Annotated in this window: 23 protein-coding genes; 15 read left to right on the forward strand and 8 right to left on the reverse strand. The window is 68.4% G+C overall.

What is annotated here, in order from left to right; all coding sequences use genetic code 11:
- Positions 1-2: 2 nt before the first annotated feature.
- The gene (locus LCM32_RS16935; RefSeq protein WP_224822277.1) at positions 3-1067 is read right to left on the reverse strand and encodes a hemin-degrading factor; all 1065 of its coding nucleotides are present in this window, start codon (positions 1065-1067) and stop codon (positions 3-5) included.
- Between the two features lie 250 nt (positions 1068-1317).
- On the opposite strand from LCM32_RS16935, the gene LCM32_RS16940 reads away from it, so the two are divergent.
- Entirely contained in the window at positions 1318-3294 is a 1977-nt protein-coding gene (locus tag LCM32_RS16940; protein WP_224822278.1) for a TonB-dependent receptor domain-containing protein, read from the forward strand.
- A 123-nt stretch (positions 3295-3417) separates the two neighbouring features.
- Here the strand turns inward: LCM32_RS16940 and LCM32_RS16945 are convergent, their stop codons facing one another.
- Positions 3418-4701 carry a surface lipoprotein assembly modifier gene (locus LCM32_RS16945; protein ID WP_224822279.1) on the reverse strand — a complete coding sequence of 428 codons (1284 nt, stop codon included), beginning with the start codon at positions 4699-4701 and terminating at the stop codon, positions 3418-3420.
- Between the two features lie 282 nt (positions 4702-4983).
- Positions 4984-5658 (reverse strand): hypothetical protein, encoded by a 675-nt coding sequence (locus LCM32_RS16950; RefSeq protein ID WP_224822280.1) that lies wholly within the window; start codon positions 5656-5658, stop codon positions 4984-4986.
- A 221-nt stretch (positions 5659-5879) separates the two neighbouring features.
- On the opposite strand from LCM32_RS16950, the gene LCM32_RS16955 reads away from it, so the two are divergent.
- The 8 genes from LCM32_RS16955 to LCM32_RS16990 all read left to right on the forward strand — a co-directional run bounded on the left by LCM32_RS16955 (position 5880) and on the right by LCM32_RS16990 (position 15422).
- Positions 5880-8153 (forward strand): hypothetical protein, encoded by a 2274-nt coding sequence (locus LCM32_RS16955; protein WP_224822281.1) that lies wholly within the window; start codon positions 5880-5882, stop codon positions 8151-8153.
- A 4-nt stretch (positions 8154-8157) separates the two neighbouring features.
- Entirely contained in the window at positions 8158-8802 is a 645-nt protein-coding gene (locus LCM32_RS16960) for a LuxR C-terminal-related transcriptional regulator (protein WP_224822282.1), read from the forward strand.
- 189 nt (positions 8803-8991) lie between these two features.
- Positions 8992-9780 (forward strand): ribose-5-phosphate isomerase RpiA, encoded by a 789-nt coding sequence (rpiA, locus tag LCM32_RS16965; RefSeq protein WP_224822283.1) that lies wholly within the window; start codon positions 8992-8994, stop codon positions 9778-9780.
- A gap of 9 nt (positions 9781-9789) precedes the next feature.
- Complete coding sequence (gene gor / locus LCM32_RS16970) at positions 9790-11148, forward strand: glutathione-disulfide reductase (RefSeq protein ID WP_224822284.1); 1359 nt, start codon at positions 9790-9792, stop codon at positions 11146-11148.
- A gap of 58 nt (positions 11149-11206) precedes the next feature.
- Positions 11207-12376 carry an FtsH protease activity modulator HflK gene (hflK, locus tag LCM32_RS16975; protein WP_224822285.1) on the forward strand — a complete coding sequence of 390 codons (1170 nt, stop codon included), beginning with the start codon at positions 11207-11209 and terminating at the stop codon, positions 12374-12376.
- On the forward strand, positions 12376-13404 hold the full coding sequence (hflC, locus tag LCM32_RS16980) for a protease modulator HflC (protein WP_224822286.1): 1029 nt from the start codon (positions 12376-12378) through the stop codon (positions 13402-13404). The genes hflK and hflC overlap by 1 nt, the downstream gene beginning before the upstream one ends.
- Positions 13401-13598 carry a DUF2065 domain-containing protein gene (locus LCM32_RS16985; RefSeq protein WP_224822287.1) on the forward strand — a complete coding sequence of 66 codons (198 nt, stop codon included), beginning with the start codon at positions 13401-13403 and terminating at the stop codon, positions 13596-13598. Before hflC ends, LCM32_RS16985 begins: the two co-directional genes overlap by 4 nt.
- Before the next feature lie 354 nt (positions 13599-13952).
- Complete coding sequence (locus tag LCM32_RS16990) at positions 13953-15422, forward strand: DegQ family serine endoprotease (RefSeq protein ID WP_412070694.1); 1470 nt, start codon at positions 13953-13955, stop codon at positions 15420-15422.
- A gap of 103 nt (positions 15423-15525) precedes the next feature.
- Here the strand turns inward: LCM32_RS16990 and LCM32_RS16995 are convergent, their stop codons facing one another.
- Positions 15526-16125, reverse strand: a complete 600-nt coding sequence (locus tag LCM32_RS16995; RefSeq protein WP_224822289.1) for a peptidoglycan-binding domain-containing protein — start codon at positions 16123-16125, stop codon at positions 15526-15528.
- Between the two features lie 207 nt (positions 16126-16332).
- Between LCM32_RS16995 and LCM32_RS17000 the strand changes: the two genes are divergently transcribed.
- Together LCM32_RS17000 and LCM32_RS17005 are read left to right on the forward strand one after the other, a co-directional pair.
- Positions 16333-16656: a 2Fe-2S iron-sulfur cluster-binding protein gene (locus tag LCM32_RS17000; protein WP_224822290.1), complete on the forward strand. Its 324-nt coding sequence runs from the start codon at positions 16333-16335 to the stop codon at positions 16654-16656.
- Positions 16653-17378 carry a VCBS repeat-containing protein gene (locus LCM32_RS17005; protein WP_318246200.1) on the forward strand — a complete coding sequence of 242 codons (726 nt, stop codon included), beginning with the start codon at positions 16653-16655 and terminating at the stop codon, positions 17376-17378. Before LCM32_RS17000 ends, LCM32_RS17005 begins: the two co-directional genes overlap by 4 nt.
- A gap of 144 nt (positions 17379-17522) precedes the next feature.
- Here LCM32_RS17005 and LCM32_RS17010 read toward each other — a convergent pair whose 3' ends face one another.
- A complete protein-coding gene (locus LCM32_RS17010; RefSeq protein WP_224822291.1) occupies positions 17523-18242 on the reverse strand; it encodes a hypothetical protein in 720 nt (239 codons plus the stop codon).
- A 237-nt stretch (positions 18243-18479) separates the two neighbouring features.
- Complete coding sequence (gene purD / locus LCM32_RS17015; RefSeq protein WP_224822292.1) at positions 18480-19745, reverse strand: phosphoribosylamine--glycine ligase; 1266 nt, start codon at positions 19743-19745, stop codon at positions 18480-18482.
- A 310-nt stretch (positions 19746-20055) separates the two neighbouring features.
- Here purD and xseA point away from each other — a divergent pair, with 310 nt between their 5' ends.
- Positions 20056-21651: an exodeoxyribonuclease VII large subunit gene (gene xseA, locus LCM32_RS17020; RefSeq protein ID WP_224822293.1), complete on the forward strand. Its 1596-nt coding sequence runs from the start codon at positions 20056-20058 to the stop codon at positions 21649-21651.
- Positions 21652-21714: 63 nt separating this feature from the next.
- Here xseA and LCM32_RS17025 read toward each other — a convergent pair whose 3' ends face one another.
- Entirely contained in the window at positions 21715-22158 is a 444-nt protein-coding gene (locus LCM32_RS17025) for a hypothetical protein (protein ID WP_412070695.1), read from the reverse strand.
- 155 nt (positions 22159-22313) lie between these two features.
- Positions 22314-23345, reverse strand: a complete 1032-nt coding sequence (locus LCM32_RS17030) for an alkane 1-monooxygenase (protein ID WP_224822294.1) — start codon at positions 23343-23345, stop codon at positions 22314-22316.
- Between the two features lie 241 nt (positions 23346-23586).
- On the opposite strand from LCM32_RS17030, the gene ftsY reads away from it, so the two are divergent.
- From ftsY to LCM32_RS17045, 3 genes are all read left to right on the forward strand, one after another.
- Positions 23587-24945, forward strand: coding sequence for a signal recognition particle-docking protein FtsY (gene ftsY, locus LCM32_RS17035; protein WP_224822295.1), 1359 nt, complete (start codon positions 23587-23589; stop codon positions 24943-24945).
- Between the two features lie 100 nt (positions 24946-25045).
- Positions 25046-25954: a DMT family transporter gene (locus LCM32_RS17040; protein WP_224822296.1), complete on the forward strand. Its 909-nt coding sequence runs from the start codon at positions 25046-25048 to the stop codon at positions 25952-25954.
- 28 nt (positions 25955-25982) lie between these two features.
- On the forward strand, positions 25983-26648 hold the full coding sequence (locus tag LCM32_RS17045; protein WP_224822297.1) for an inner membrane-spanning protein YciB: 666 nt from the start codon (positions 25983-25985) through the stop codon (positions 26646-26648).
- Positions 26649-26833: the final 185 nt, after the last annotated feature.

Raw genomic sequence — 26833 nt, forward strand, 5'->3', positions numbered from 1 at the left:
GGTCACGCCTCCGCCGGTTCGGAGGTGAGATCGGCCAGCAGGGCCTCCCTCGCCGGGTAGTGATCGGCGTCGGGCTTGCGCAGGCCGAACATCTGGAAGATCACCGTGCCCTCGGCGTCGAAGGCCTCGACCGAGATCGCCATGCCGCGGCGGGTGGGTTTCTCCACCAGCCAGACCTCGGCCACGTGATCGGCGCGCAGGTGCAGGTTGAAGCTGGGGTCGAGCACGTTCAGCCACGGGCCCATCGGCTTGATCGTGTGCAGCGGGCCGGAGTGGATCTGGATGCAGCCCTTGTTGCCCACGAAGATCATCACCGGCACCTGTGTCTGCGCCACCCGCTCGAAGAGCGTGGGCACGATCCGGGGCGAGAGCGGGCGCGCCAGCGGGGCCCCTGCCACGCGGTAGGCGCCAAGGCGGTTCATCTTCAGCTTGGACACCAGCCCGAGGAACTGGTGCGAATCCGTCATGTTGTTCCAGAACTCGCGCAGCTTCTCGGCCTTGTCCGGGTCGGACTTCGGCGCTTCGGGGGCGCGGCGCGCCTCGACCGTCATCTCTTCCGACTGCGCGGGCAGGGCAAGGTCCGCGGCGATCCGCGCAAAGGCCGCCACGTCCGATCCCTCGCGGCAGTAGATCTTGTGCACCGCGTCGCCCGCCGCATCGAAGATCATCAGCGCAGGGCGCCCGCCGCCGAGGCCCGCCTCAGGCGTGACGGCAAAGGCATGGACCCAGAACTTGGGGAAGATGCGCAGGTCGATCTCGCCGTTCAGCACCATCGAGGCATGTTGCCCGCCCCGGTAGTGATCGTAATGGCCGATCTTCTCGTGCACGCAGCTTTCGGTGCGGGTCAGGGCCATGACCTCGCCCAGTTCGGCCACGCGGGGCACCAGCTGGTCGGGATCGGCGCTGATCCGGGTCACGCCATGGCCGGTAAAGGCTGCGACCAGCTGGCCCTCGGTGATCTTCAGCTGGTGGGCGAGGTCGCGGATGCGCAGCTTGTCATGCTCCTTGCGGGCGGCGCGGATCGCCTCGGGCGAGAGGACGGCGGAGGGGGGCGAGAGATCCTGCATGAGGGGCTCCTTCAGGGACAGCGTGTGAGGGGAATGCACCTGGCTGTCGCCGGAAGGGCGGACATGGCTGGATTGCAACAGTCATGAATCGGCGGCGAGAAAAGCGCCGCGAGATTTCTTGACAGATTTAATCGGGTTAGGTAGGCGACGCAAGACCGCGCTGCCCTCGGCGCGGATGAATTCCTGAAAATTGAACGTGCCAGCCCTTTCGCCAGCCATGTTTCGCGCATGTCCAGAAAGGGACCCCCCGATGACCGCTTCCTCCCGAATGCGGGCCCTGTTGCTATGCTCCACGGCAACGGCCCTCGTGCTTGGCGCCATGCCTGCCTCTGCGCAGGACGGCGACGCCCCCATTGTCCTCGATGAAATCAGCGTCGCGCAGAGCAAGCGGGGCGTGCGCACCGACACCGCCACCGCGATCACCGTGGTGGAGCAGGAGGAGATGGAGGACCGGCAGGCCTCGACCATCTCGGAGCTGGTCGACTCGGTTCCCGGTGTCACTCTGCTGAACAGCGGCACGCCGGTGGGGGCGGGCATCAACATCCGCGGCTTTGGCGCAAACGGCACCTATGGCACCGACCAGAAGGTGCTGATCATGATCGACGGCGCCACCGTGGGCAGCGAAGAGCTCTACCGCGTCGGGACCCAGCTCTACACCGATCCCGAGCTATACAAGCAGGTCGAGGTGATCCGCGGCATCGCGGGCACCTTCGAATACGGCTCCGGCGTGATCGGCGGGATGCTTCAGCTTGACACCAAGGACGCCTCGGATTTCACCGGCGGCGAGGTGGGGTTCAAGGCGCGCCAGACCCTGCAATACGGCTCCAACGGGGACGAGATGGTCTCCTCCTCCATCCTCGCGTGGCAGCCGACGAAGAATGTCGAGTTCCTGGGCAACTACACCTGGCGCCAGATGGATGTGCAGGAGGACGGCGCGGGCAATGACATCGGCACCGAGGGCTACGAACTGCCCTCGTGGATGGTGAAGGGCAAGGTGACCTTCGGCGACGGCGACAACCAGACGCTGACGCTGTCCTACACCGACACCCAGACCGATGAGAAGGACGTGCCTTATGACAGCTTTGGCATCACCAGCGGCTATTTCGGCAACGTCGACCGGCAGACCCATTCCAAGACCGCGGCGCTGAAGTACACTTACGACAGCCTCGACACCGACCTGATCAACCTGACGGCCATCCTGTCCTACGCCGATCAGGAGATCGAGAGCGAAGGCGTCAGCGGTCAGACCGGGGCGCTCGCCAATATCGTGAACGCCGACAACCAGTATGAGACCACCAAGCTGACCGTGAAGAACGAGGCGCTCTTCAACACCGGCCTGCTGAGCCACAGCCTGCGCACCGGGATCGAACTGATCCACAAGAAGCGGCTCGAGGCCTCCTCGGCACCCGGCGGCACCGACAAGCGCTTTGCCGTCTTCGCTGTGGATGACATCGACTTCGGCAACGGCCTGCGGCTGACGCCCGCGCTGCGCTACGAGACGCAGGAGGTCGGCGGCGATCTCTATGACACCTACACCAACGATGCCCTCATGGGCGGTCTGACGGCGCGCTATGCCTTCGGCAACGGCTGGGCGGTCTTCGGCTCCGCGGCCTATACGGAAAGCCTGCCGATCCTCGATGACCTCGGCACCGTGGCCTACATGACCCAGCCCGAGAAGGCGCGCAGCTACGAGCTGGGCTTCTCCTATGACCGTGACGGGCTGTTCACCGGCGGCGATGCGCTGCGGCTGAAGGTGAATGCCTACCACACCGAGATCTGGGACATCACCTCCTACTCGGGCGTGACCGATGCCACCATGCAGGGGGTCGAGCTGGAGGCCGGCTACAGCCTCGCCTCGGGCTACTACATGGATGTGAATGCCAACCTCGTGCATGGCGAGGACGCGACCCCGGGTGCCAGCGACGACTATTGGGACGGCACGCCGGCAGATGAACTGCGGGTCAGCTTCGGCAAACGCTGGGGTGAAATGCTCGACGTGAGCTGGGAGGTCGTGGCCGACGCGGAGATGGATCGTTCCTCCTCGCCGTCGGATGGATTTGTCGTCCACAATTTCCGCACTACCTATCGCCCGCAGGAGGGCGTCCTGCGCGGAACCGAGATGCGCTTCGGCGTCGAGAATGTCTTCGACACCGAGTACACGCCGCATCTCTCCACCCGGCCGGCCGCCGGGCGGACCTTCAAGGTGACGCTGGCCAAGACATTCTGATGCCTCATTTCTATGGGGTACTGAGATTCTGAGCCGTTTCCCTCGGCACTCAGAGGCGGGTCGGGTCCCATGTGGCCCGGCCCGTTTCTGTTTCAGCTCCCCCGTTCGGGGTGCCGCCTGCGGTCAGAACTCCCGCGTCAGCCCGATGGAGGCGGCGAAGTTCTCGTAGCCATAGAACCCGACGGAGGAGGTCTGCCGTTCGGCCTCCAGCTCCAGCACAGGGGCAAAGCCCCGGACGTTCAGCCGGCGATGCAGCAGCCGCAGGGTGGCGGTCACGCGGTCGTCCTCCCGGGTCTTGCCGAAGAGCGGGGCAGGGGCATCGTATTCCGCCCGGCGCAGGCCCAGATCGAAAGAGACCATCATCCCGCCCTTGAAGGCATAGCTGGCCCCCAGCGACAGCTCCCCCGCGGTGAGCGAGTAGCTGGCCACCTCTGCGGCGGTGCGTTCCCCCCGCAGGCCCACCCGCAGCAGCAGTTGCGGCGTCACCGCGTGGCTATAGCCGAGGAAGAGCAGCGTGCGCGGCCCGTCGAGCGCGGCGAAGGTGTCGTGGTCATGCCATTCCACCGTGGCCGCGGCCTCGATCCGTCCGCGCTGGCTCAGCATCCTTGCATAGCCGAGCGTCACGCCCGGCGCGTTGGAGAAGCCGCGCCCGTCGATCCAACGGCGCGTGAAACTGAGGCTCGCCTTGCTGCGCCCGGTCTCCAGCGCCCCGTGCAGCAGCCCGACCTCGGCCCGGGCCTGCACGTCGTTGGGGGCATCGCCGTCATAGAGCGTGGCGTCGAGCGACAGTGCCAGCCGGGCGCGGGTGTTCGCCGCGATGCGGGGGGCATAGGCCAGCCCAGCCTCGATCCCCAGCCCGGTGGCCGAACGCGCCCGGGCGCTGTCGCGTAGGGTGAACTCGCGCCCGTCGATCACGACGGTGCGGTCGCTTGTGGCCTTGAAGGGGTTGCTCTCGGGCTCGAGGCTGAAGGCGAGATGTCCGCTCCAGACCCGGCCCTGATCGAGACCGGAGAGGCTGCGCTGGACCCGGTCGCGCTGATCCGCGTTCAGCGTGCCGCCCCCGGCCTGTCGCAGGTGAAAGGCCGCGCGTTCGTCCTGTCCGAGGCTCTGGAGCACCTCGCCAAGCGCAAGGCGGAAGGCGCCCACGTCGGGCCGGGCGGCCACGAGCGGCTCGAGGTAGCGCAGCGCCTTCTCCGGGCGTCCGGTGTCGCGCATCAGGACCGCGAGGGCCCAGAGCCGCTGATGCTCCTCGGCGCGGTTGGCGGGGCGCCAAGCCAGCAAGAGGGCCTCTGCCTCTGCGGTGCGTCCTTGGGCGATCAGCGTCCGGGCGCGGCCATAGGGGGCGGCCGTGCCGGTTGCGACGCCGGTCGCCGCGGGGGCGGCGGTTCCCTCCACGCCGGGGATCATCGGCGCTGCGCTCTGCGCGCTTACGGAGGAAACCGCCGGGAAGAAGCAGAGAAGCGCGATCAGCCACCGGGCTGCCGCGCTGTGCCTCTTCCTGTCCCGCACCGGACGTGACGGGGATGAGCGACAGGGGGACTGCCGAACCGTCCGGGGGGAATGAAATGAAAATGATTTGGTCATTGAAATGGGCTGACCCGGCGGGACGGCGCGGGGCGTAGCCTGCACCATCCCGCCGGGGGATCTAACGGCCGCGCGGCCGGGATACTGGCCGCGCGGCCGGGCATGTCAGCGTTCGACGTAGAAGGTGCCTGCACCCTGCACGTCGCCGAAGCCGGCCTTGGTGTCGAACCAGACGGCCTGCGCCGCCCCGTGGAGCGCCTGGCCCTCGGTACCGACGAAGGTTCCGCCCAGTGCCAGCAGCACGTCATCGGCGTTGCCATCGAGTTCGATGTTCCCGACGAGGTTGACGCTGGCGGCGCCCGCCGCGACATCGACGGTGCCACCGGTTGGCAGCGGGATCGTCTGGGTGGTGCGGGCCACGGTGCTGGTGAAGCCCGCGGCCTCTGCATCGGCCACGGTCATCGTGCCGTTGGCAGCGAAGTCAGTGCCGTCGAAGGTGCCGCGGATGTTCTCCGCCGTGCCGGACCAGGGGTTGGTCGTCTGGCCGTCGGTCCAGTCCAGATCGAGGGCGAGATCCGCGAAGGCCTCGCCGCGGGTGTTGCCGGAGGCCGTATCGACGAGGTCGACCTGCGCGGCGCCGGTGAAGCTGGCGTCGAGGCGGGTCGGCATGTCGCTGGTCGGAACCATCCCGGAAATGCGGGTATATTCAGCGTCGAAATCGGCCGCGGTGATCGGCCCCGTCGTCCCGCCGCCACCGCTGGAGCTGCCGTCAAGGCAGCCCGCCACGGAAAGTGCGCCGAGAGAAAGAGCGCCGAGGCGGAAAAAACCCTTAAAAGTCATATTATCAATCTCCTTCAAACCGGGGTGTCCCCGGGGTGGCATGATATGAGATCAACAGTCGCCTCCGGTCGCCCCCCTGAACGGGGGGGCGCTAAAACATTGCCTTGGAGAACAATCGGCTGCAATCTGCCAGCATTCGTTCACCATCACGGTAAACAATTGATTAATTGATCAATTGAGAAGACGGGGCGCGGGGGCGCCTCCAAAGGGGAGAGGGAGACGTGCTCAAGTCGCCCGTTCAGACGCTGACGGCGATGTTCGCACTCGCCGGCGCAATTGTAGCGACCATTGTCATCCTGGCGCTGCGCCAGCCCTATCTGGGCGTGGACCTGGCCGTACCGCCTGAAACGACCGAGCCGCTGGCCGCCGCGCCGGAGGATCCGGGTGTGATCCTGGCGGCCGTGGCGCCGGGCGGACCGGCGGACCGCGCGGGCCTGCTGCCCGGGGACAGGCTGATGTCCATCGCGCCCATAAGCGGGGCGGAGGGCGCTGCGCTCTCCCTGCGGCCCCGTGACCTGCTGGAGGAGCCGGACGGGCTGCCGACCACGCGGGACATGGCGCTCTTCTTCGACGAACAGGGCGCGCGGCACAGCGTGCTGGCGGGGGGCGAGATGCGCGTGGACGTGCTGCGCGCCGGGCAGATGCAGGAGGTGCTGGTGCAGCCTGCCACGCACCGGCCCCTGGGCGATCTGCCTTGGGTGTTCTGGACCCAGCTCTTCGTCGGGTTCGCCGCGATCACCCTCGGGGGCTGGGCGCTGGCCATCCGCGGGGCAGAGCCCGGTGTCCTGTGGCTTGCGCTGGCGGGCGTGGCGCTGTCCTTCTCGGCCAGTGCGGCCGCGCTCTACTCCACGCGGGAGCTTGCGCTGGGCGGCACGCTCTTCGCGCGGGCCTCGGCCACGAACACGCTGGGGTCGGTGGGCTTCGGCATCGCCATGATCTGCCTCTTCCTCGTCTTCCCGCGCCGCTACCTGCCGCGCTGGGCGATCGTGATGGTGGCCGGGGGCTTCGGGCTCTGGATGGTTTTGGCGGTGGCGCGTCTGCTTGAGACGACGGCGATGACCATCCACATCCCGGTGCTGGTGGAGATGATCTGCATCCTGCTGGCGGCGGCGGGGCAGGTCTGGACGACCCGGGGCGATCCCCATGCCCGCGCCGCGCTGCGCTGGTTCGGCCTGTCGGTCACGCTGGGGGCCGGGGGCTTCGTGGGGATGGTGGCCCTGCCGCAGGCGCTGGGGTTCGCGCCGCGGATCTCGCAAGGGCATGCCTTCGCCTTCTTCCTCGTGATCTACCTCGGGCTCGCGCTCGGCGTGGCGCGGTACCGGCTCTTCGAACTGGAACGCTGGGCCTATGACATCCTGTTCTACGCCGGGGGTGTCGCCCTTCTGCTGGTGTTGGATGCCGCGTTGATCTGGGCGGTGGCGCTGGACCAGCTTCCGGCCTTCTCGCTGTCGCTGATGGTGGTGGCCTTCCTCTACCTGCCCATGCGCGAGGCGCTGGGGCGGCGGCTGTCGCGCACGCCGCGGCTGGGGACCGAGGAGCTTTTCGACCGCATCGGCGCCGTAATCCTCAGCCCCAGCGGCGAGGGGCAGACGGAGCGGATGCGCCTGCTGCTGACCGACCTGTTCCAGCCGCTGCACATTGCCGAGGCCAAGGGCCGGGTCGAGGAGGCCCGCCTGCTGGAAGGCGGCGCGGCGCTGGAGGTGCCGGGCGTCGATCAGGCCCCGGCGCTGGTGCTGCACTGGGCCCGGCGCGGCAAGCGGCTGTTCTCGCACCGTGACGTGGAACGCGTGCGCCAGATCCTCCAGATGATGACACAGGCCGTGGAACGGCTGCGGGCCTATGATGCGGGCGCCGAGGAAGAGCGGCGGCGCATCAACCGCGACATGCACGACAACATCGGGGTCCAGTTGCTGGGCGCGCTGCACAGCGCCGAACCGGCCCGCAAGGACGCGCTGATCCGCCAGACCCTGACCGACCTGCGCGACATCGTGTCGAGCCCGGCAGGGGAGGCGGCGCTGCTCGAAGACCTTCTGGGCGACATGCGCGGGGAGCTGTCCGACCACCTCGCCTCGGCCGGGATCGCCCTGACCTGGGAGGCCTCGCCGGTGGCGGAGCATGAGGTCGCCCCCCATGTGGCGAACTCTATCCGGGCAATCCTGCGCGAGGCGGCGGGCAACGTGCTGCGCCACTCGGGCGCGCAGGCGGTGACGGTGCGCATCGGGGCCTCGTTCTGCGATCAGGAGGGCGCGGCGCGCCTCGACCGCGTGATCCTCGAGGTGACGGACGACGGGCAGGGCCCGGGCGATCTCACCGGCGCCAGCCCGCAGGCGCGCTCCGGTAACGGGCTGCGCAACCTGCGCATCCGGACCGAAGCCCGCGGCGGGCAGTTCGCCTTTGGCCCCGGGCCCGGCGGGCGCGGGGCGCGGCTGCGCGCGGTGCTGCTGAACGAAACCGCGGTGCCGCAGCGCGAAGGCCTGCGCGATGCAGGGGAGTGACGGCATGCAGCGGATCCTGATCGTCGAGGACATCGCGGAGACGCGGGACTGGCTGGTGGCCCTCGTTGCGGAGGCCTTCGAGGGTGCACAGATCGACACCGCCGCGCTGCTGGGGCAGGCGCGCGGGATGATGGGGCGGGGCTATGACCTCGCGCTGATCGACCTGGGGCTGCCCGACGGATCGGGGCTCGACTTCCTGCGCCAGATGCGGGCGGCGTCACCGGCGACGATCTGTGTCGTGACCACGGTGATCGGGGACGACGCCATCGTGGTCTCGGCCCTTTCGGCGGGGGCCGAGGGCTACCTGCTGAAGGAGAACCCCGCCGGGGTGCTGACGCGCCAGCTGATGCAGATCGGCGACGGTGTGCCTGCGCTCTCGCCCTCCATCGCGCGCCGGATCATGCAGCATTTCCGCTATACCGGTCCCAGTGCGGGCGAGGAGCAGCAGATGACCGAGCGCGAGCGCGAGGTCCTGTCGCTGATCGGGCGCGGGCTGCGCAATGCCGAGGTGGCGCGGGAACTGGGCATCGCCGAGTCCACCGTCGCGGGCTACATCAAGGCGGTCTACCGCAAGCTGGGTATCTCCTCGCGGGCCGAGGCGGCCTGGCACGCCGCCCGTCTGGGCCTGCACCACGGCGGCGAAGGCTGAGACCTGCCGCATGTGCCGCGCAGGCGCCCATGGGCCGGGCGGAGACGGGGCTGTGCCTCCTGCCGGGCAGGGCCATGAACCGTAACGGTTCTGACAATCACGTCAGAGAGGTTTTGGCGCCATTCCGCACTCGCATCCCGGCGGTCGCTTGCCTATAACCGTTGCCAAGCGCTTTTCTGGAGTCGAGCCATGCCCGGTGAACTGTCCCCGATCGACAAGGCCAAATTCGTCGCGGCCCGCAAATCCGTGGACTACGTCGAAGACGGGATGCGCGTCGGCCTCGGGACGGGGTCGACGGCCGCGTGGATGGTGCGGTGCCTTGCTGAGCTGGTCCGGGAGAACGGGCTGCGCATCAAGGGGGTGCCGACCTCGACCCGCACCGCCGAACTGGCCCGTGAGCTTGGCATCGACGTGATCTCTCTGGACGAGGCCAAGTGGCTGGACCTGACGATCGACGGCGCGGATGAATTCGACGGCGACCTGAACCTGATCAAGGGCGGCGGCGGCGCGCTCCTGCAGGAGAAGATCGTGGCCACCGCCAGCGACCAGATGATCGTCATCGCCGATGTCGCCAAGGAGGTGGACACGCTGGGGGCCTTCCCGCTGCCGCTGGAAGTCATCCCCTTCGGCTGGCAGACCACGCAGGCCCTCGTCGAGGAGATGCTGATCTCGCTCGACGTGATGGGCCGCGAGACCAGCCTGCGCATGAACGGCGACCGCCCCTTCATCACGGATGAGGGCAACTACATCATTGACCTCCACCTGAACCGGATCGGAAACGCCCGCCAGCTGGCGATGGCGGTGAACCAGATGCCGGGGGTGGTTGAAAACGGGCTTTTCATCGATATCTGCGACGTGGTGATCGTCGGGCACGGCAACGGCAAGGTTGAAGTGCGCGACATCAACGAGGGCACGGTCGAGGAGAGCCGGCTCGATTTCCTGGAGGAGGAAAACCTGTTCTCGGATCTGGGCGAGTAAGGAGTATCCATGACTTTCGACTATGACCTCTTCGTCATCGGCGGCGGCTCCGGCGGTGTGCGCGCCGCGCGCGTGGCGGCCGGTGAGGCAGGCGCCAAGGTGGCGCTGGCAGAGATGGACCGCTATGGCGGCACCTGCGTGATCCGCGGCTGCGTACCCAAGAAGCTGATGGTCTTTGCCAGCGAATATTCCGCCATCGCGGAAGAGGCGTCCTCCTACGGCTGGTCCGTGGGCGAGATGTCCTTTGACTGGGACACGTTCAAGACGCGGCTCAACAAGGAGCTGGACCGGCTGGAAGGCGTCTATCGCAAGCTGCTGGCCGGCTCTGGCGTGACGACCTTCGATGCCCGCGCCAAGGTGAAGGACGCCCATACGGTCGTGCTGTCCACCGGCGAGGAAATCACCGCCAAGCACATCCTTGTCGCCACCGGCGGCCGCCCCGTGCGCCCCGAGATCCCCAATGCCGAACTTGGCATGGTCTCGGACGACGTGTTCCACATGGACGCCCTGCCGAAGTCGATCCTGATCGTCGGCGGCGGCTATATCGCCAGCGAGTTCGCGGGCATCTTCAACGGGCTCGGCGTCGAGGTGACGCAGTTCTACCGCGGGGCACAGATCCTGCGCGGTTTCGACGACGAGGCCCGCGGGCTGATCGCCGAAGAGATGCAGATGAACGGCATCGACCTGTCGCTGGGCACCAACATCGAGATGATGGAGCCCGTCGAGGGCGGCATCCTCGTGAAGGCCACCACCGGCGAGGAGAAGGTCTTCGAGAAGGTGCTCTTCGCCACCGGCCGCGACCCGAACACATGGGACATGGGGCTGGAAGAGGCGGGCGTGACCCTCGGCCGTCGCGGCGAGATCGTGGTGGACGCCTATTCGCAGACCACCGTGCCCTCGATCTATGCCATCGGTGACGTGACCGACCGGGTCAACTTGACCCCGGTCGCGATCCGCGAGGGCATGGCCTTCGTCGAGACCGTCTTCAAGGGCAACCCGGTCAGCCCGGATCACGACCTGATCCCGACCGCGGTCTTCACCCAGCCGGAATTCGGCACCGTGGGCCTGTCGGAAGAGGCGGCCCGCGACCTGGAGCCGATCGAGGTCTACACCACCTCGTTCCGGCCGATGCAGACCTCCTTTGCGGATCGGCCCAACCGGGTGCTGATGAAGCTGATCGTCAGCCAGGCGAGCCGCAAGGTGCTGGGCTGTCATATTGTCGCGCCGGCGGCGGGCGAAATGATCCAGCTGGCGGGCATCGCCGTTAAGATGGGTGCAACGAAGGAAGACTTCGACCGCACCGTGGCTGTGCATCCCACGATGTCGGAAGAGATCGTGACCATGCGCAACCCGACGCGCAAATCTTGAATTCAGGCCCCCAACTGCACAGGTTGGGGGCAGACATATCTATCAGGGAAGGAAGTTCATGGCTGGCAATTCTGGCGGCCCCTGGGGGGGAGGCTCTTCGGGCGGCGGCGGCGGCGGACGCCCACCTGGCCCGCAGGGTGGTGGAAACGGCGGCGGACGGCGCCCGGACGGTGACGGGCCACAGATTCCGGACATCGACGAACTGGTCCGCAAGGGCCAGGATCAGCTGCGCGTGCTCATGGGCGGTCGCGGCAACAACGGTGGCCGCAACGGCGGCAACGGCACCGGGCCGCGCGGCTCGGGACCCATGTTCACGCGCTCGACCGTGGGGCTCGGCGTCCTGGGTGCGGTCGCGCTCTGGGCCTTTGCCAGCTTCTACACGGTGAAGCCCGAGGAGCAGTCGGTCGAACTCTTCCTGGGCAAGTATTCCTCCACCGGTCAGCCCGGTCTGAACTTCGCGCCATGGCCCTTCGTGACTTACGAGGTTGTGCCGGTGACCAGCGAACGGACCGAGGAGATCGGCGTCGGCGGGCAGGGGACCAATGCGGGCCTCGTGCTGACCGGCGACGAGAACATCGTCGACATCGACTTCCAGGTGGTCTGGAACATCTCGGACCCGGCGAAGTTCCTGTTCAACCTGCGTGATCCGCGGATGACCATCCGGGCCGTGTCGGAATCCGCCATGCGCGAGATCATCGGCCAGTCGGACCTGTCCCCGATCCTCAACCGGGACCGTGGCCTGATCGCGGGCCGCCTGCAGGACCTGATCCAGAGCTCGCTCGACAGCTATGACAGCGGCATGAACGTGATCCGCGTCAACTTCGACAAGGCCGACCCGCCCGCGCAGGTCATCGACGCCTTCCGCGAAGTGCAGGCCGCCGAGCAGGAGCGCGAGCGCCTGACCAACCAGGCCGACGCCTATGCCAACCGCGTTCTCGCCGGGGCCCGCGGTGAAGCCGCGCAGGTGCTGGAAGAATCCGAAGGCTACCGCGCGCAGGTGGTCAACGAGGCCGAGGGTGACGCAAGCCGCTTCACCGCCGTGCTTCAGGAATACCAGCGTGCGCCCGACGTAACCCGCCGCCGTCTCTACCTCGAGACGCTGGAGCAGGTGTACGGCGACGTGGACAAGATCATCATCGACGAAGGCGCCACCGGCGGTTCGGGCGTGCTGCCCTACCTGCCGCTGAACGAGCTGCGCCGAACGACCACCGAAGGGGGGACCAAGTGATGCGCAAGGCAAGTGTCATTCTCCCCGCCGTCGTCGTCGCCATCGTGATCTTCCTGTCCTCGGTCTTCATCGTGGACGAACGCGAAAAGGTGCTGGTGCTCCAGTTCGGTCGGATCGTGGACGCCAAGGAAGAGCCCGGTCTCGCCTTCAAGATCCCGCTGATCCAGGAAGTGGTGCGCTACGACGACCGTATCCTCAGCCGCGACATCGACCCGCTCGAAGTCACGCCGCTGAACGATCGCCGTCTCGTGGTGGACGCCTTCGCGCGCTACCGCATCGTGGACCTCTACCAGTTCCGGCAGGCCGTCGGCACCGGTGGCATTCCCGCCGCGGAATCGCGTCTCGACTCGATCCTGCGGGCGCAGACCCGGGAAGTGCTGGGCTCGGTCACCTCGAACGAGATCCTCAGCCTGAACCGGGACGAGCTCATGGGCCGTGTCCGTCAGGGCGCCCTGGCCGAGGCCCGGGAACTGGGCATCGAGATCGTGGACGTGCGTCTGAAGCGCACCGATCTGCCGCGTGAGAACCTCGACGCGACCTTCGCCCGGATGCGGGCCGAACGGGAACGCGAAGCGGCGGACCTCGTCGCCCGCGGCAACGAAGCGGCCCAGCGTATCCGCGCACAGGCCGACCGGACCCAGGTGGAGATCGTCTCGGACGCCAACCGCCAGGCCGAGATCGTCCGCGGTCAGGCCGACGGGGAGCGCAACCGGATCTACGCCGAAGCCTATGGCGCGGACCCGGAGTTTTTCCAGTTCTACCGCTCCATGTCTGCTTACCGCGCTTCCCTGAAGGGCGAGAACTCGACGCTGGTGCTGTCGCCGGACAGCGAGTTCTTCACCTACTTCAAGGATGACGGTGCAGCATCGGCTCCGGTGCCGATGGCGGCCCCGGCCGACGCGGCGCCCTCTGATGGTGCGCCCGCGATCGAAAGCGGTGCCCCGGTCACGCCCGATGCGCCCGCGATCACGGCTCCGGAGGCCCCCGCGGCCCCGGCAGAGGCTGAAACCCAGCCGGCCGGGCAATGATCGCAAACCTGTTCCTGGCCTTCGGGCTGGTACTGATCGTGGAGGGGCTGGCCTATGCGCTGGCCCCTTCGCTTGTGGAGCGCCTGCTGGAGGCGCTGCGCCAGCTGGACGAGGGCCAGCGGCGGATGCTGGGGCTGGTGGCCGTGGCCATCGGTCTGGTCTTCGCCTGGGCCGCCAAGCACCTGGGCGCGTGACCGCGCCCGGGCCGCCCGTTTCCGGGTGCGCCCCCCCGCAGCCCATCCTTTTGGTGCCTTCCCCTCCATCCGCGCAGAAAATTCTTCGAAGAATTTTCCCAAGAATTTTCGAAAATTCTTGGCGTCGCACTCCGCGCCGTTGCGACCCACCCGCTGGCGTGGCGGGGGGCACTTGTCGGCGATCGACCGCCTGTTGCGGCGGGAAAGCCGCACATGCGTTACAGTTCTCTCACGCCCTCTTGACACAATGAGATAGGCTTTGAGTTGCGGGTCGCGCGCCCTAGATTACAAATGACAGCAGGTCCTCCGGCGGCGCCGGGGGGGTACATTCCGGGAAAAAGGAGAAGTACGGGTATGAAACATCAGGCAGTTTCCTCCCCATATCAGGACCGCAGCGGTCCCATGAAGGCCCTCTGGGTCGCCATGGTCGCGACCGTGCTGGTTCTGGTGCAGGCCATGCAGGCCGCGGCCCGGCCCGACAGTTTTGCCGACCTCGTCGACAAGTTCAGCCCGGCCGTTGTGAACATCACCACCTCCACGGTGGTGACCGGCGCATCCGACGACTCGCCCATCCTCCCCGAGGGCTCGCCCTTCGAGGATTTCTTCCGCGAGTTCCGTGATCGCAACCAGGAGCGTGACCGGCCCCGCCGCTCGGGCGCCCTCGGCTCCGGCTTCGTGATCTCCGAGGACGGCTATATCGTCACCAACAACCACGTCATCGAAGGCGCGGACGAGATCGGGGTGCAGTTCTTCAACGGCCTCGAACTGGACGCCACCGTCGTGGGAACCGACCCCAATACCGACATCGCCCTGCTGAAGGTCTCGGCCGATGCGCCGCTGCCCTTCGTCAGCTTCGGCGACAGCGACGCCGCCCGCGTGGGCGACTGGGTCCTCGCCATGGGCAACCCGCTGGGGCAGGGCTTCTCCGTCTCCGCCGGGATCGTCTCGGCCCGCGGCCGTGCGCTGTCGGGCACCTATGACGACTTCATCCAGACCGACGCCGCCATCAACCGCGGCAACTCGGGCGGCCCGCTGTTCAACGTGGACGGTGAAGTCATCGGCGTGAACACCTCGATCCTCTCGCCCACCGGCGGCTCGATCGGGATCGGCTTCTCCATGGCCTCCAACGTGGTCAGCAACGTGGTCGATCAGCTGCGTGAATTCGGCGAAACCCGCCGCGGCTGGCTGGGTGTCCGCATCCAGGACGTCACCGACGAGCTGGCACAGGCGATGGACCTGCCCGAAGCGCGCGGCGCCATGGTCACCGACGTGCCCGATGGTCCCGCAGCCGATGCCGGCATGAAGCAGGGCGACGTGATCCTCAGCTTCGACGGCAAGGATGTTGCCGATACCCGGGGCCTCGTGCGCCAGGTGGGCAACACCGCCGTGGGCAAGGCCGTCCGCGTCACCGTCTTCCGCGATGGCAAGAACGAGACGCTGAAGGTCACTCTTGGCCGTCGCGAACAGGCCGAAGCCGCGATCCCCGCAGCCCAGCCGAAGGCCGAAGGCGAAGAGCCCTCCGAGAAGGAAGTCATGGGCATGACCCTCAGCGCCATGACCCCCGAGGTGGCCGAACAGCTTCAGCTCGACGCCACGGCCACCGGTCTGGTGGTGATGGATGTCGACGAGCTGTCGGATGCCTACGAGAAGGGCATGCGCGCCGGTGACGTCATCGCCGAAGCGGGCCGCGAGAAGGTCACCACCTTGGCCGAGCTCGAAACCCGCCTCGACGAAAGCCGCGAGGCAGGCCGCAAGCTGATCATGCTGCTGGTCCGTCGTGACGGCGATCCCCGCTTCGTGGCGCTGCCGATCAGCGACAAGTAAGACGACCTCACTTTCTCAGAGTGAACCTGCCGCCGGTGCGCCATGCGTACCGGCGGTTTGTCGTTTCCAGGGTGCGTGCGTGCGATGCGGCGGGGCCTGCGCCTCAGCCCTCGATCGGGAGCACCGGGATCACGTCGCCCACCAGCGACTCGGGGGCTTCTTCCACGGCCAGCAGGCCGAACTGCCGCGCGACCGCCAGCGAGAGGATGCCGCTGTCGAGGCCCCGGGGCCGCTGGTAGCGGCGCACCGCCGCGCGGGTCGCATTGTCCATCACGCCCGTGGCTGCGCCGTCATAGACCCCGCGGGCGGAAAGCGCGCGTTGCAGCGAGGCGATGAACTCCGCCGTCAGCTCCGCCTCGCAGGGGGTGCGGAACCAGACCTCGTGACGCTCCTGCACGATGGTCTGCCGGACCTCGCTGCGATAGCCCGCGGGCTGGATCACGCTGCCGTCCGCGCCACGGACCTCGGGCGTGGCCAGCACCTGCTCGGTGACGGTCTCGATCACGGCGGGGGTGAAATCGCGGTTCCAGCAGCTGCCTTCTGGCGCGCCCGGCGGCGCCTCGGACCGCACCTGCGTCACCTCCGGCTCGCCCAGCCCGGGGACCGGGATGCCGGTGCAGGCCGATGTCGCGCAGAGAAGCGCCAGAACGGCCAGCCGGGCAGGGCGCTGCGGCCGCGGGATCGCGGGGGGCTGGTGGCTCATGCGGGGTGCCTCTGCTGCTCGGACCTCGGGCGGTGGAGACCCGCACCTTTGTCGGGCAGAGTAACCGCTTTGCGGGCAGCGGGAAACCCTGCCGGCACCCCGGCGCCTGCGGGCCGGGAGAAAGCGCTCGAAAGCACTGGCGGCGCGCGTCCTGCTTGGCTAGGAAAAGCGCAGGAGACTGACCGCAAGACCGGAAGAGGATACGCCATGGCCAAGATCACCTACATCGAGCACAACGGCACCGAACATGTGGTGGACGTGCCCAACGGGCTGACGGTGATGGAAGGCGCACGTGACAACGGCATTCCCGGCATCGAGGCCGATTGCGGCGGCGCCTGCGCCTGTTCCACCTGCCACGTCTACGTCGAGGCCGGCTGGGTCGAGAAGCTGCCCGCCAAGGAAGAGATGGAAGAGGACATGCTGGACTTCGCCTACGAGCCGGACCCCGTCCGCTCGCGGCTGACCTGCCAGATCAAGGTGACCGACGCGCTGGATGGCCTCGTCGTCACCATGCCGGAACGCCAGATGTGATCCGCGCGGCGGCCTGCCTCGCCCTTGCGCTCGCCCTGCCGGGCGGCGCCCTGCGGGCGCAGGAGAGCTGCCGCATCGTCGCGGCCGATTACACGGCCCCGACAGACCGCTATCCCCACGGGGCCCTCGGCGACCCTTACGAATGGGGCGCAATGGCGTGGGAGACCTCCTGCGGCCGCGCCCTGATGATCACGCTGCCCTCGGAGCTGGTCTTCGAGGACACCGCGCCGCGCCTTGCCGATCTGGACGGTGACGGCGCGCCCGAGGTGATCGTGGTGGAAAGCCACCGCGACCGGGGCGCCCGGCTTGCGGTCTGGGGCCTCACCGCCGAGGGGCCCGCAAGGATCACCGCCACCCCCGCCATCGGGCAGCGCAACCGCTGGCTCGCGCCTCTGGGCGCGGGGGACCTCGACGGCGATGGCCGGGTGGAACTGGCCTATGTCGACCGCCCGCATCTCGCCCGGATCCTGCGGGTCTGGCGCTACCTGCCGGGGGAGGGGCTTGTCCCGGTGGCCGAAAGGCCGGGCCTCACCAACCACCGATACGGCGAAACGACGATCGAAGGCGGCCTGCGTGCTTGCGCGGGAGAGGCCGAACTGCTGCTGGCCGATGCCGACTGGCAGCAGATCATGGAGCTGCGCCTGACGGGCGAGGGGCTGAGCGCGCGGGCCCTTGGCCGCTATTCCGCCGCGGCCCTTGCGGCGGCCCTGCGCTGCCCCTGAGTGGCGCGCGCCGCGCAGTCCCATCTGAGGCGCTGCAAGACGTCGCAGCCCACATCATCCCAGTCCTGAAGATTGAACGGCGGACGGCAGGACGGCCCGGATCCTCCGGTCCACGGCCCCCCGTCCGCGTCAGGCGCCTTGGCGCTAGTGCAGGCTGTGGCCGCTTTTCGCGAGGCGCCGCTTCGGCTTGGCCTCTTCCTTGGGTTCCTCGGGCGCGGGGGCCGTCTCGGGCGCAGGCTCCGGCCCGCGCTTGATGCCGAGCGCGGCACTCGCGTCCTCGACGGTCAGCGTGCCTGCGAGATAGGCCAGAACCGGCGGCAGGGTACGCAGCGGCACGATGTGCGGATCCTTCGTGGGGCGGTGTTTCCACGTCACGACGGCGCCGAAGGCGATCATGGCGGCAACCATGGGGCCATAGGTGAAGAGCCCGTCGATCCCGCCCGGCCGCGACAGCAGCAGGCCCACGGTCCCGAGGCCGACCAGCACGCAGAAGACCCCGGCCGCGGACATGATCCAGCGCGACCATCCGGTTTCGGACAGGGTGACGGGCATCTCCGGGTCACGTGCCAGTAGGTGGTCGACCACCGACTCCACAAGCGCGAGGTGAGTCGTCACATCCTCGTCGGTCTTTGCCGTGGCCTGTTCGCCGGTCACTTGTATCCGGTCGCGGTTGCGCCCCCGGATCACGTCCAGACGCCGGACCAGCCGTCCATGCTGCTTGTGTTGCACCAGTTGCAGGCGCGTCACGTCCGCCAGACGCACACGCATCCCCAGCGGCCCCATCAGCATCCCGCGCCGCAAACTGTAAGTCACCGGCCGCTTCAGCGGCGCGGGCTTAAAGGTGAACTCCTGCCCTTCGCTCATTCTGCCTTCCCTTGTGGCACCGCGACATGCCGCCCGGGCGCGGGAGTGGCGCTGCAGGTCGACAGGCTCGCGCGGTCGCGAACCCCCGTTTAAGGTGTGTCATTTCCGTTGCGGAATTTCTATCCCCCGCGATGGAAAAGATGCGGAACGGGCGAATTTCGACGCGAATGCGCATCGGCCGGGCACTCGCGCGACCGGCCCCGCCGGTCGGCGGGGCAGAGGGTGGGGCGGGGGCCGTCAGCCCAGCATCCGCCAGCCGATGTCGCTGCGATAGAATCCCTCGGGCCAGTCGATCCGCTCGGCCATGGCATAGGCGCGGTCGCGCGCCTCCTGCAGGGTGGCGCCCCGGGCGGTCACGTTCAGGACACGCCCGCCGTTGGACAGCACCTTGCCGCCCTCTTCCCGGGTCCCGGCGTGGAAACACATCTCGAAGGCGGTCTCGGGCAGGGCGTCCAGCCCGCGAATCTCGGTGCCCTTCTCATAGGCGCCCGGATAGCCCTTGGCGGCCAGCACCACGGTCATCGCATGGTCATCGGCCCAGTTCACCCGCGCCTCGGCCAGTCGGCCTTCGGCGGCGGCATGCATCAGGTCCAGCGCCTGCGCGCCAAGGCGAAGCATCAGCACCTGGCATTCCGGATCGCCGAAGCGGACGTTGTATTCCACCAGCCGCGGCTGGCCGTCCTTGATCATCAACCCGACGTAGAGCACGCCCTGGTAGGGAGTGCCGCGCTTGGCCATCTCGCGCAGGGTCGGGCGCACGATCTGCTCCAGCGCCTTTTCCGCGATCTCGTCGGAAAGAACGGGGGCAGGGGAATAGGCGCCCATGCCGCCGGTGTTCGGGCCCTCGTCGCCGTCGAAGGCGCGCTTGTGGTCCTGCGCCGTGCCGATGGGCAGGGCGGTCTCGCCGTCGCAGAGCACGAAGAAGGAGGCCTCTTCGCCCTCCATGAACTCCTCGATCACCACTTCCGCGCCCGCCGCGCCGAACTCGCCGCCGAACATGTCGTCGATGGCGTCCAGCGCCTCGGCCTCGGTCATGGCCACGATGACGCCCTTGCCCGCGGCGAGGCCATCGGCCTTGACCACGATCGGCGCACCCTCGGCGCGGATATAGGCCTTGGCGGGCTCGGCCTCGGTAAAGCGCGCATAGCCCGCGGTCGGGGCCTGGGCCGCGTCGCAGATTTCCTTGGTGAAGCCCTTGGAGGCCTCGAGCCGCGCCGCCGCCTGGCTGGGGCCGAAGACGAGGAAGCCGGCCTCGCGCAGCCGGTCCGCGACACCTGCCGCCAGCGGGGCCTCGGGGCCCACGATGACGAAGTCGATGGCGTTCTCCTCGGCGAAGCTGATCACCGCGCCGCCATCCTCGATGTCGAGCGCCGCGCATTCGGCGATCAGGGCAATGCCGGCATTGCCCGGCGCGACGATGAGCTTGTCGCATTTCGGGTTCTGAAGCGCGGCCCAGGCCAGCGCATGTTCGCGACCACCGCCGCCGAGGATGAGAATGTTCATGAGCGCCGCTCCCCTTGGTTCCAGCCCGCCTTGGGTTTGCCGTCACATAGCGGCGCCCTGACCGCGGGGCAATCCCCGACGACCCGGCACAGCCGCCTGCACCGCCGGACGTCCCGCCTTCATCCACTGTTCTCAAATATCCTCGGGGGGCGGGCCGCAGGCCCGGAGGGGGGCAGACAGCCCCCCCCGGCAGTCCGTAACGCGGGGCGCTGCGCCGACGGGACAGGATGGGACCGGACGAAACGGCAAGGGCGGTTTCCTTCGCGGCGCGGGGAGGCTAGGTACTTGGGACGACAAGCGGAGCGGGCAGATGGATCTCTTCGAAGGACCGGACAACACGCCGGAATTCTCGGTTTCTGAAATCTCGGGCGCGGTGAAACGCGTGATCGAGGGCGAATTCTCCCACGTCCGCGTGCGCGGCGAGGTGGGCCGCGTCGTCATTGCCCGCACCGGCCACATGTATTTCGACCTGAAGGACGACCGCTCGGTCATCGCCTGTGTGTCGTGGAAGGGACAGGTGTCCAAGTTCCAGCACCGCCCCGAGGAGGGGATGGAGGTCATCGTCACCGGGCGGATGACCACCTTCGGGCCGCAGTCCAAGTACCAGCTCAACGTCGAAGCGGTGGAACCCGCAGGCGCCGGCGCCCTGATGGCGATGCTGGAGAAGCGGCGCAAGGCACTGGAGGCCGAGGGCCTCTTCGCGCCCGAGCGCAAGCGCCCGCTGCCCTGGCTGCCCGAGGTGATCGGCGTGGTGACCTCGCTTCAGGGTGCCGTGATCCGCGACATCCTGCACCGCCTGCGGGACCGATTCCCGCGCAAGGTGCTGATCTGGCCCGTGGCCGTGCAGGGGCAGGCCTGCGCCGCCGAGGTCGCCCGCGGGATCGAGGGCTTCAACCGCATGACGCCGGGTGGGGCGCTGCCGCGGCCCGACGTGATCATCGTGGCGCGGGGCGGCGGCTCGATCGAGGACCTCTGGGGCTTCAACGAGGAAATCGTCGTGCGGGCTGCCGCGGCCTCGCAGATCCCACTGATCTCGGCCGTGGGCCACGAGACGGATACCACGCTCATCGACCATGCCGCCGACCGGCGCGCCCCGACACCCACCGCCGCGGCCGAGATCGCCGTGCCGGTGCGGGCCGAGCTGCTGGCCTGGCTGGCCGATCAGGAGGCGCGGCTGATCCGGGGCGGAACGCAGGCCCTCGTCCTGCGTGGGCAACGGCTGCGCGACCTGTCGCGCGGCTTGCCGCGGGTCGAGAGCCTGCTGGAAGGCCCGCGCCAGCGGCTCGACGTCTGGTCCGACCGGCTGCCCAATGCGCTGCATCGGGGCGTGCAGCTGCGCCGCGTGGCGCTCTCCGAAGCCTCGGGCACCCTGCGCCCGGCCCTGCTGCGCCGCCTGATCGAGGGCGAGCGGCGGCGGCTGGAGCAGGGCGGCAGCCGGATCACCCCCGCGCTGACCCGCGCCGTGGCCCAGAAGCGCGAGGCCTATGGCCGCCGCGCCGACCGCCTTCGCCCGCAGGCCTTGCAGGCCGAGATCGCCCGGCATGCGCGCGACCTCGATCGTCTCGGGCGGCGTCTCTCGGATGCGGGCGAGCGCCAGATCAAGGGGCTGAGCGATCGGCTCGACGCGCTGGACAGGCTGCGGCTGACGCTGGGCTACGAGGCCACGCTGGAACGTGGCTATGCCGTGGTGCGCGATGGCGCGGGCGCGGTGCTGACCCGCAAGGCCGAGGCCGAGGCTGCGACCGGGCTGGAGATCCAGTTCGCCGACGGCACGATGAAGATCGGCGGCGGCACGGCCCCGCGCAGGGCCAAGGCCTCTCCGGCGGCGAGCAAGCCTGCGGACGACAATGGGCCAAACGACAAGGGAACCGATGGCGGGTCAGGCGGGCAGGGCAGCCTGTTCTGAGGGATCGGCCTTCGGGCGGCGCCACGCCCGCGATGACGGGGGCCGACCCGTCTAGGGTAGGCGTCAGACGCCCACTTCCGGGCCGAGGCAGGTCATCGGCTGGTCGCTGTTCTGAACCTCGTAGAGCACCGTCTGGGCGGGGTCGTTCTCGAACCGGGCGATAAGGCCGCTGGCGCCGAGGTAGAAGCTCCAGCACTGGGGATCGCCGTAATCCTCGTAGACGAAACAGATCATCTGGTTCTCTTCGTACCAGCGCCCGTCCTGGCATTTCCCGTCGAGGAAGGACCAGCGCACCCGCTGGTTGTCGAGGTATTCCTCGACGCCATAGGCCTCGCCCTGCGCACCGTAGTAGAAGGTCTTGCCCCGCGAATAGGCGTCGAATTCCGCCGCTGTCATCGGCTGGGCGCCGTCCTGGGCGGCCCCGGCCACCGGGGCCAGCACCGAACTGGCCAGGATCGAGGACAGCAGCAGCGGCTGAAGGGTGCGGGAGAGGAGGCTCTGTGTCATGCGGGCACTCTGTCAGAGCCGCCCCGGCCGGGCCATTCAAATCCGCATGAGCGCGCGGCGACCGGCTGCCCCGGGCGTGGTGGAGGCCCCTCGCGCCCCCGGATCGGGCAGTCTTTTGCCTGCGCGCCGGTCCGCCCCGACAGGTAGGGCCGTGATCAGGCCTCCCGAGCCATGGCGAGGCGATCCAGCTCCCGGTGCATCACCCGGAACCAGAGCGGCGGGATCATCGCGAGGGTTGCCATCACCGGCATCGAATAGGGCAACACGGGCATCGCCCCGCGCTCCAGCTGAAGGGCGGGATAATCGCGGCCCGGGTGGACATGGTGATCGGAATGGCGCGGGGCGTTCAGCATCATCGCGGCGCTGAGCGTCTGCGCGGCGTTCCAGCTGTGCTCCGGCCCCACGGGGCTGCGGCGTCCGGCCTCGGTCCAGCCGCGGGCCAGCCCATAGTGCTGGACGTAGTCGGACAGCAGGATCTGCCCCTGCGCGAGCACGGCAAGGGCCAGCAGAACCAGCAGCCCGCCCCAACCGGCCAGCGCCAGCGACAGCAATACCGTGGCGGCGGCCCCGCCGACATAGCCGACATAGGGGCTCTTCCACCGGCTGCGGCCCGCGCGGGACAGGGCGGCCCGTTCCGCCGCGCGGCCCCGTCGGAAGGACCCGCCCCAGGCCCGCGGGATGTAGCGGTAAAAGCTCATGCCGCGCGGCGCGGTGTTCGGGTCGGCCTCGGTCGCCACCTGGGGATGATGCACCCGCAGGTGGGCCGAGGCGTGATGCCCGAAGAGCATCGTCGTATAGACCAGCGCCCCCAGCCGCCGCGCCCGGCGCTTCGGCTGGTGGATCAGCTCATGCGCATTGGGGTGGGAGACCTGCCCGAAGAAGACCGCCACACCGAACAGCGCGGGCAGCACCGCCGCGCCCTCCGCCCCGCCGGGCCCGCCGAGCAGCCGCACCGCCATCGCCAGCAAGACCAGATGCGCCAGCCCCAGCACGACTGACAGCCCCCGGCTGACCGGGAATTCCTGCGCGGGATCGCGGTTGTCCCAGTCTTGCGGCATCAGATGATCCACCGCGGCGGTGAAGAGCGTGAGGTAGAGCAGGGCCCCCCAGCCCCAGAGCCCGCCGAAGCTGATCGCCAGACCCAGCAGCAGAACCGGCAGAAGCGTGGCGAATGCAAAGAGTTTCATGGTATTGTTGTCCTTTCGGAAACGATCCTGCCCGAGCAATGGGGCAAAACCGGGGACAGACTGGGGACATACTCCGGCCCCGGCCCGAAAATCCACCCGGTCGGGCGGCGCTCCGGACGGGCAGGGCAAGGTCAGCCGTGCCGGTAGAGCCTGTCTTCCCCTTGTGCGCAAGGGCGGGCACACTCTTCCATCCGGGGCGGTTCCGCATTAGGTGAAGGAAACCCCGGAACGGAGCGCAGACATGGCCTTCTTCTCGAAACTCAAGGACCGGCTCTTCAAATCCTCCTCAAAGCTTGAGGAAGGACTGGACGCGATCGTCTCCGAGGGCGGGACGAGCGAACCGGAAGAGCAGCCCACCCCGGCCCCGCAGGAGGTGCCCGCCGCGCCCGCGCCCGAATTGCCGCCCGAGCTGCCGCCCGCGCGCGATCCCGAACCGGCTCCCGCGCCTGCGCCCGAGGTTCCGGCCCAGCCGGACCCGGCGCCTGCACCCGCGCCCGAACCCCGGCCTGCGCCCGAACCGGGCCCGGCCCCCGAGGCGCCCGTGGAACTGCCGCCCGCGCCGGCCCCCGCGCCTGAGGCGGAGCCCCCGGTCGAGATGCCGCGCTACGACGACCCCATGCCGGAGCCGATGCCGGAAATCCCCTCCGACACGCAGCTTGCGGCCCGGGCCGCCCCGGCGGCCCCCGCAGCCGCCAAGCCCAAATCCGTCCTCGGCCGGTTCTTCGGCGGCGGCGGTGGCGGCGCACAGGCCGATGCACCGGTCCTGCGCCGGACGCTGGATGACGACATGCTGGAGCAGCTCGAAGAGCTGCTGATCGCCTCGGACATGGGCGTGGACACGGCGCTGCGCGTGACCGCCAACATGGCCGAGGGCCGCTATGGCCGCCGCCTCTCGACCCGCGAGATCAAGGCGCTCATGGCGCAGGAGATCGCCCGGGTGATGGAGCCCGTGGCCCGCCCGCTGCCGCTCTATGCCAAGAAACCGCAGGTGGTGCTGGTGGTGGGGGTCAACGGCTCTGGCAAGACCACGACCATCGGCAAGCTGGCCTCGCAGTTCCATGCCGCCGGCAAGAAGGTGATCATCGCCGCGGGCGACACCTTCCGCGCGGCCGCCGTGGAACAGCTTCAGGTCTGGGGCGACCGGGCCGGTGTGCCGGTGATGAAGGCCGCGCAGGGCGCGGACCCGGCGGCGCTGGCCTATGACGCCATGGTCCGGGCCGAGCAGGAGGGCGCCGACCTCCTGATGATCGATACCGCGGGCCGCCTGCAGAACCGGGCCGACCTGATGGAGGAACTGGCCAAGATCGTTCGCGTGATCCGCAAGAAGGACCCCGACGCGCCGCACAACACGCTTCTGGTGCTGGATGCGACCACGGGCCAGAACGCACTGAGCCAGGTCGAAACCTTCCGCAAGATGTCCGACGTCTCGGGGCTCATCATGACCAAGCTTGACGGCACGGCCAAGGGCGGTGTCCTCGTGGCGCTGGCGGACAAGTTCGGCCTGCCGATCCACGCCATCGGCGTGGGCGAGCAGATCGACGACCTCGCCCCCTTCGACCCGGAGGATTTCGCCCGGGCCCTGACGGGGGCAGAGAGCTGAGCCGCGCCGCCGTCCCCGGACTTTTCGAAAAGTCGGGTCCGGAAAAGTCCAATTTTCCGGGCAGCCCTGCGCTGTCATCTCTGCTTCGGACGGCACACCCATGAGCGACTGGATCTACCAGCTCGAAGGCACCGAGGCCGGGCATCAGGCGGCGCTGCTTCTGGCGCTCTCCGCGGCGCTGCTGCATGCGATCTTCGGCTCGCTTCAGAAGGGCAAGGTCGATCCCTGGCTCTCGCGCGGCGCCATCGACACCGCGCTGGCCGTGATGAGCGCACCCATGGCGTTCTTCCTCGTGCCCTGGCCCGAGGGCAGCCAGTGGTTGCTGATGATCGGGGCCATGGTGATCCACTTCGCCTACAAGCTCGGTATGGCGCTGGCCTATTCCCGCGGCGCCTATACGGTCGTCTACCCGGTGGTGCGCGGCATGGGGCCGTTCTTCACCGTGATCGGCGCCTATTTCATCTTTGGCGAGGTCTTCACGCTGGGCCAGTGGCTGGGCGTGCTGGTGCTGATGGGCGGTATCCTCGGCCTCGCGCTCTACAACCTGCGCCACATCGACGTGGACCGGGAGACGCTCGTGCCTGCGCTCTGGCTCGCGGTGATGACCGGGGGGCTGGTGGCGCTCTACACCACCTATGACGCCTATGCGATCCGCGCGATGGAGCCGTTTACCTTCCTCGCGTGGTTCTTCTTCCTGACTGCGCTCGATTTTCCGCTGCTCATGGTCTGGCGGCTGACGCGGATGGAGCCGTCGAAGCGCCCGGCGCTCGGCCAGATGGCGCGGATCGGCATTCCCGGCGCGCTGGTGGCCTATGGCTCCTTCGGGACGGTGATGCTGGCCACGCGGCTCGACAAGGTGGGCGAAGCAGCGGTCCTGCGCGAGACCTCGACCGTTTTTGCCGCCGTCATCGGCTGGGTCATCCTGAAGGAAACCGTCGGCCCGCGACGGATCGCGCTGATGTCAATGATTGCGATTGGCGCCGTAATCGTCGAAATGGCAGGGAAATAGTTCAGGATATTTGCAGGAGCCGCCTTTCATGGCTGACAAGCCCGCCCAGACCTCCGCCCCGAAGACGGACCGGAAGAAGATCCATCCGCTGCTGAAGACCGGCCTCGAACTGGGGCCGATCATCGTCTTCTTCGCGGCCTACATCTGGCTCAAGGACGAGACTTTCCAGATCGGCGGGCGGGACTACGAGGGCTTCATCCTCGTGACGGCGGGCTTCATTCCCCTGATGCTGATCTGCACCGGCATCCTGTGGAAGCTGACGGGTCATCTGTCGAAGATGCAGATCGTCACGGCCGTGCTGATCACCGTCTTCGGCGGGCTGTCGGTCTGGCTGAACGACGACCGGTTCTTCAAGATGAAGCCGACGCTGATCTACCTGCTCTTCGGCGGCGCGCTCGGCGTCGGGCTGCTGCGTGGGGAAAGCTGGCTCGCGCTGGTGATGGAAGAGGTGCTGCCGCTGACCCATGAGGGCTGGATGATTCTGACCCGGCGGCTCTGTGCCTTCTTCCTCGGCCTCGCGGTGCTGAACGAGGTGATCTGGCGGACGATGAGCACGGAAAGCTGGGTCTATTTCAAGACCTTCGGCCTGACCGCCGCGATCTTCCTCTTCTTCATCACCCAGAACAGCGTTTTCACCAAACACGCGCTGGAGGACGAGGGCGGCGATAACGACAAGGGCCCCGGGGCGGCCTGAGCGCGCTGCGTCCGGCCCGCGGCCCGTGCCCGGGCCATCTATTGCTGAGCTTTTCGTCGCCGCGGGGCTCGCGCGCCGTGGCAAGCCCCGCCAGTGCGGGCCGTCCTGTCTGTCGCCTGCCGTCGCGGAGCCGTCGCCTCTCTTGCCCGCCATCGCGGGGCTAGGGCCTTGCCCGGCCACGCGGG

The organism is Pseudooceanicola nanhaiensis (assembly GCF_020171315.1).
Taxonomy (GTDB): Bacteria; Pseudomonadota; Alphaproteobacteria; order Rhodobacterales; family Rhodobacteraceae; genus Pseudooceanicola; species Pseudooceanicola nanhaiensis_A.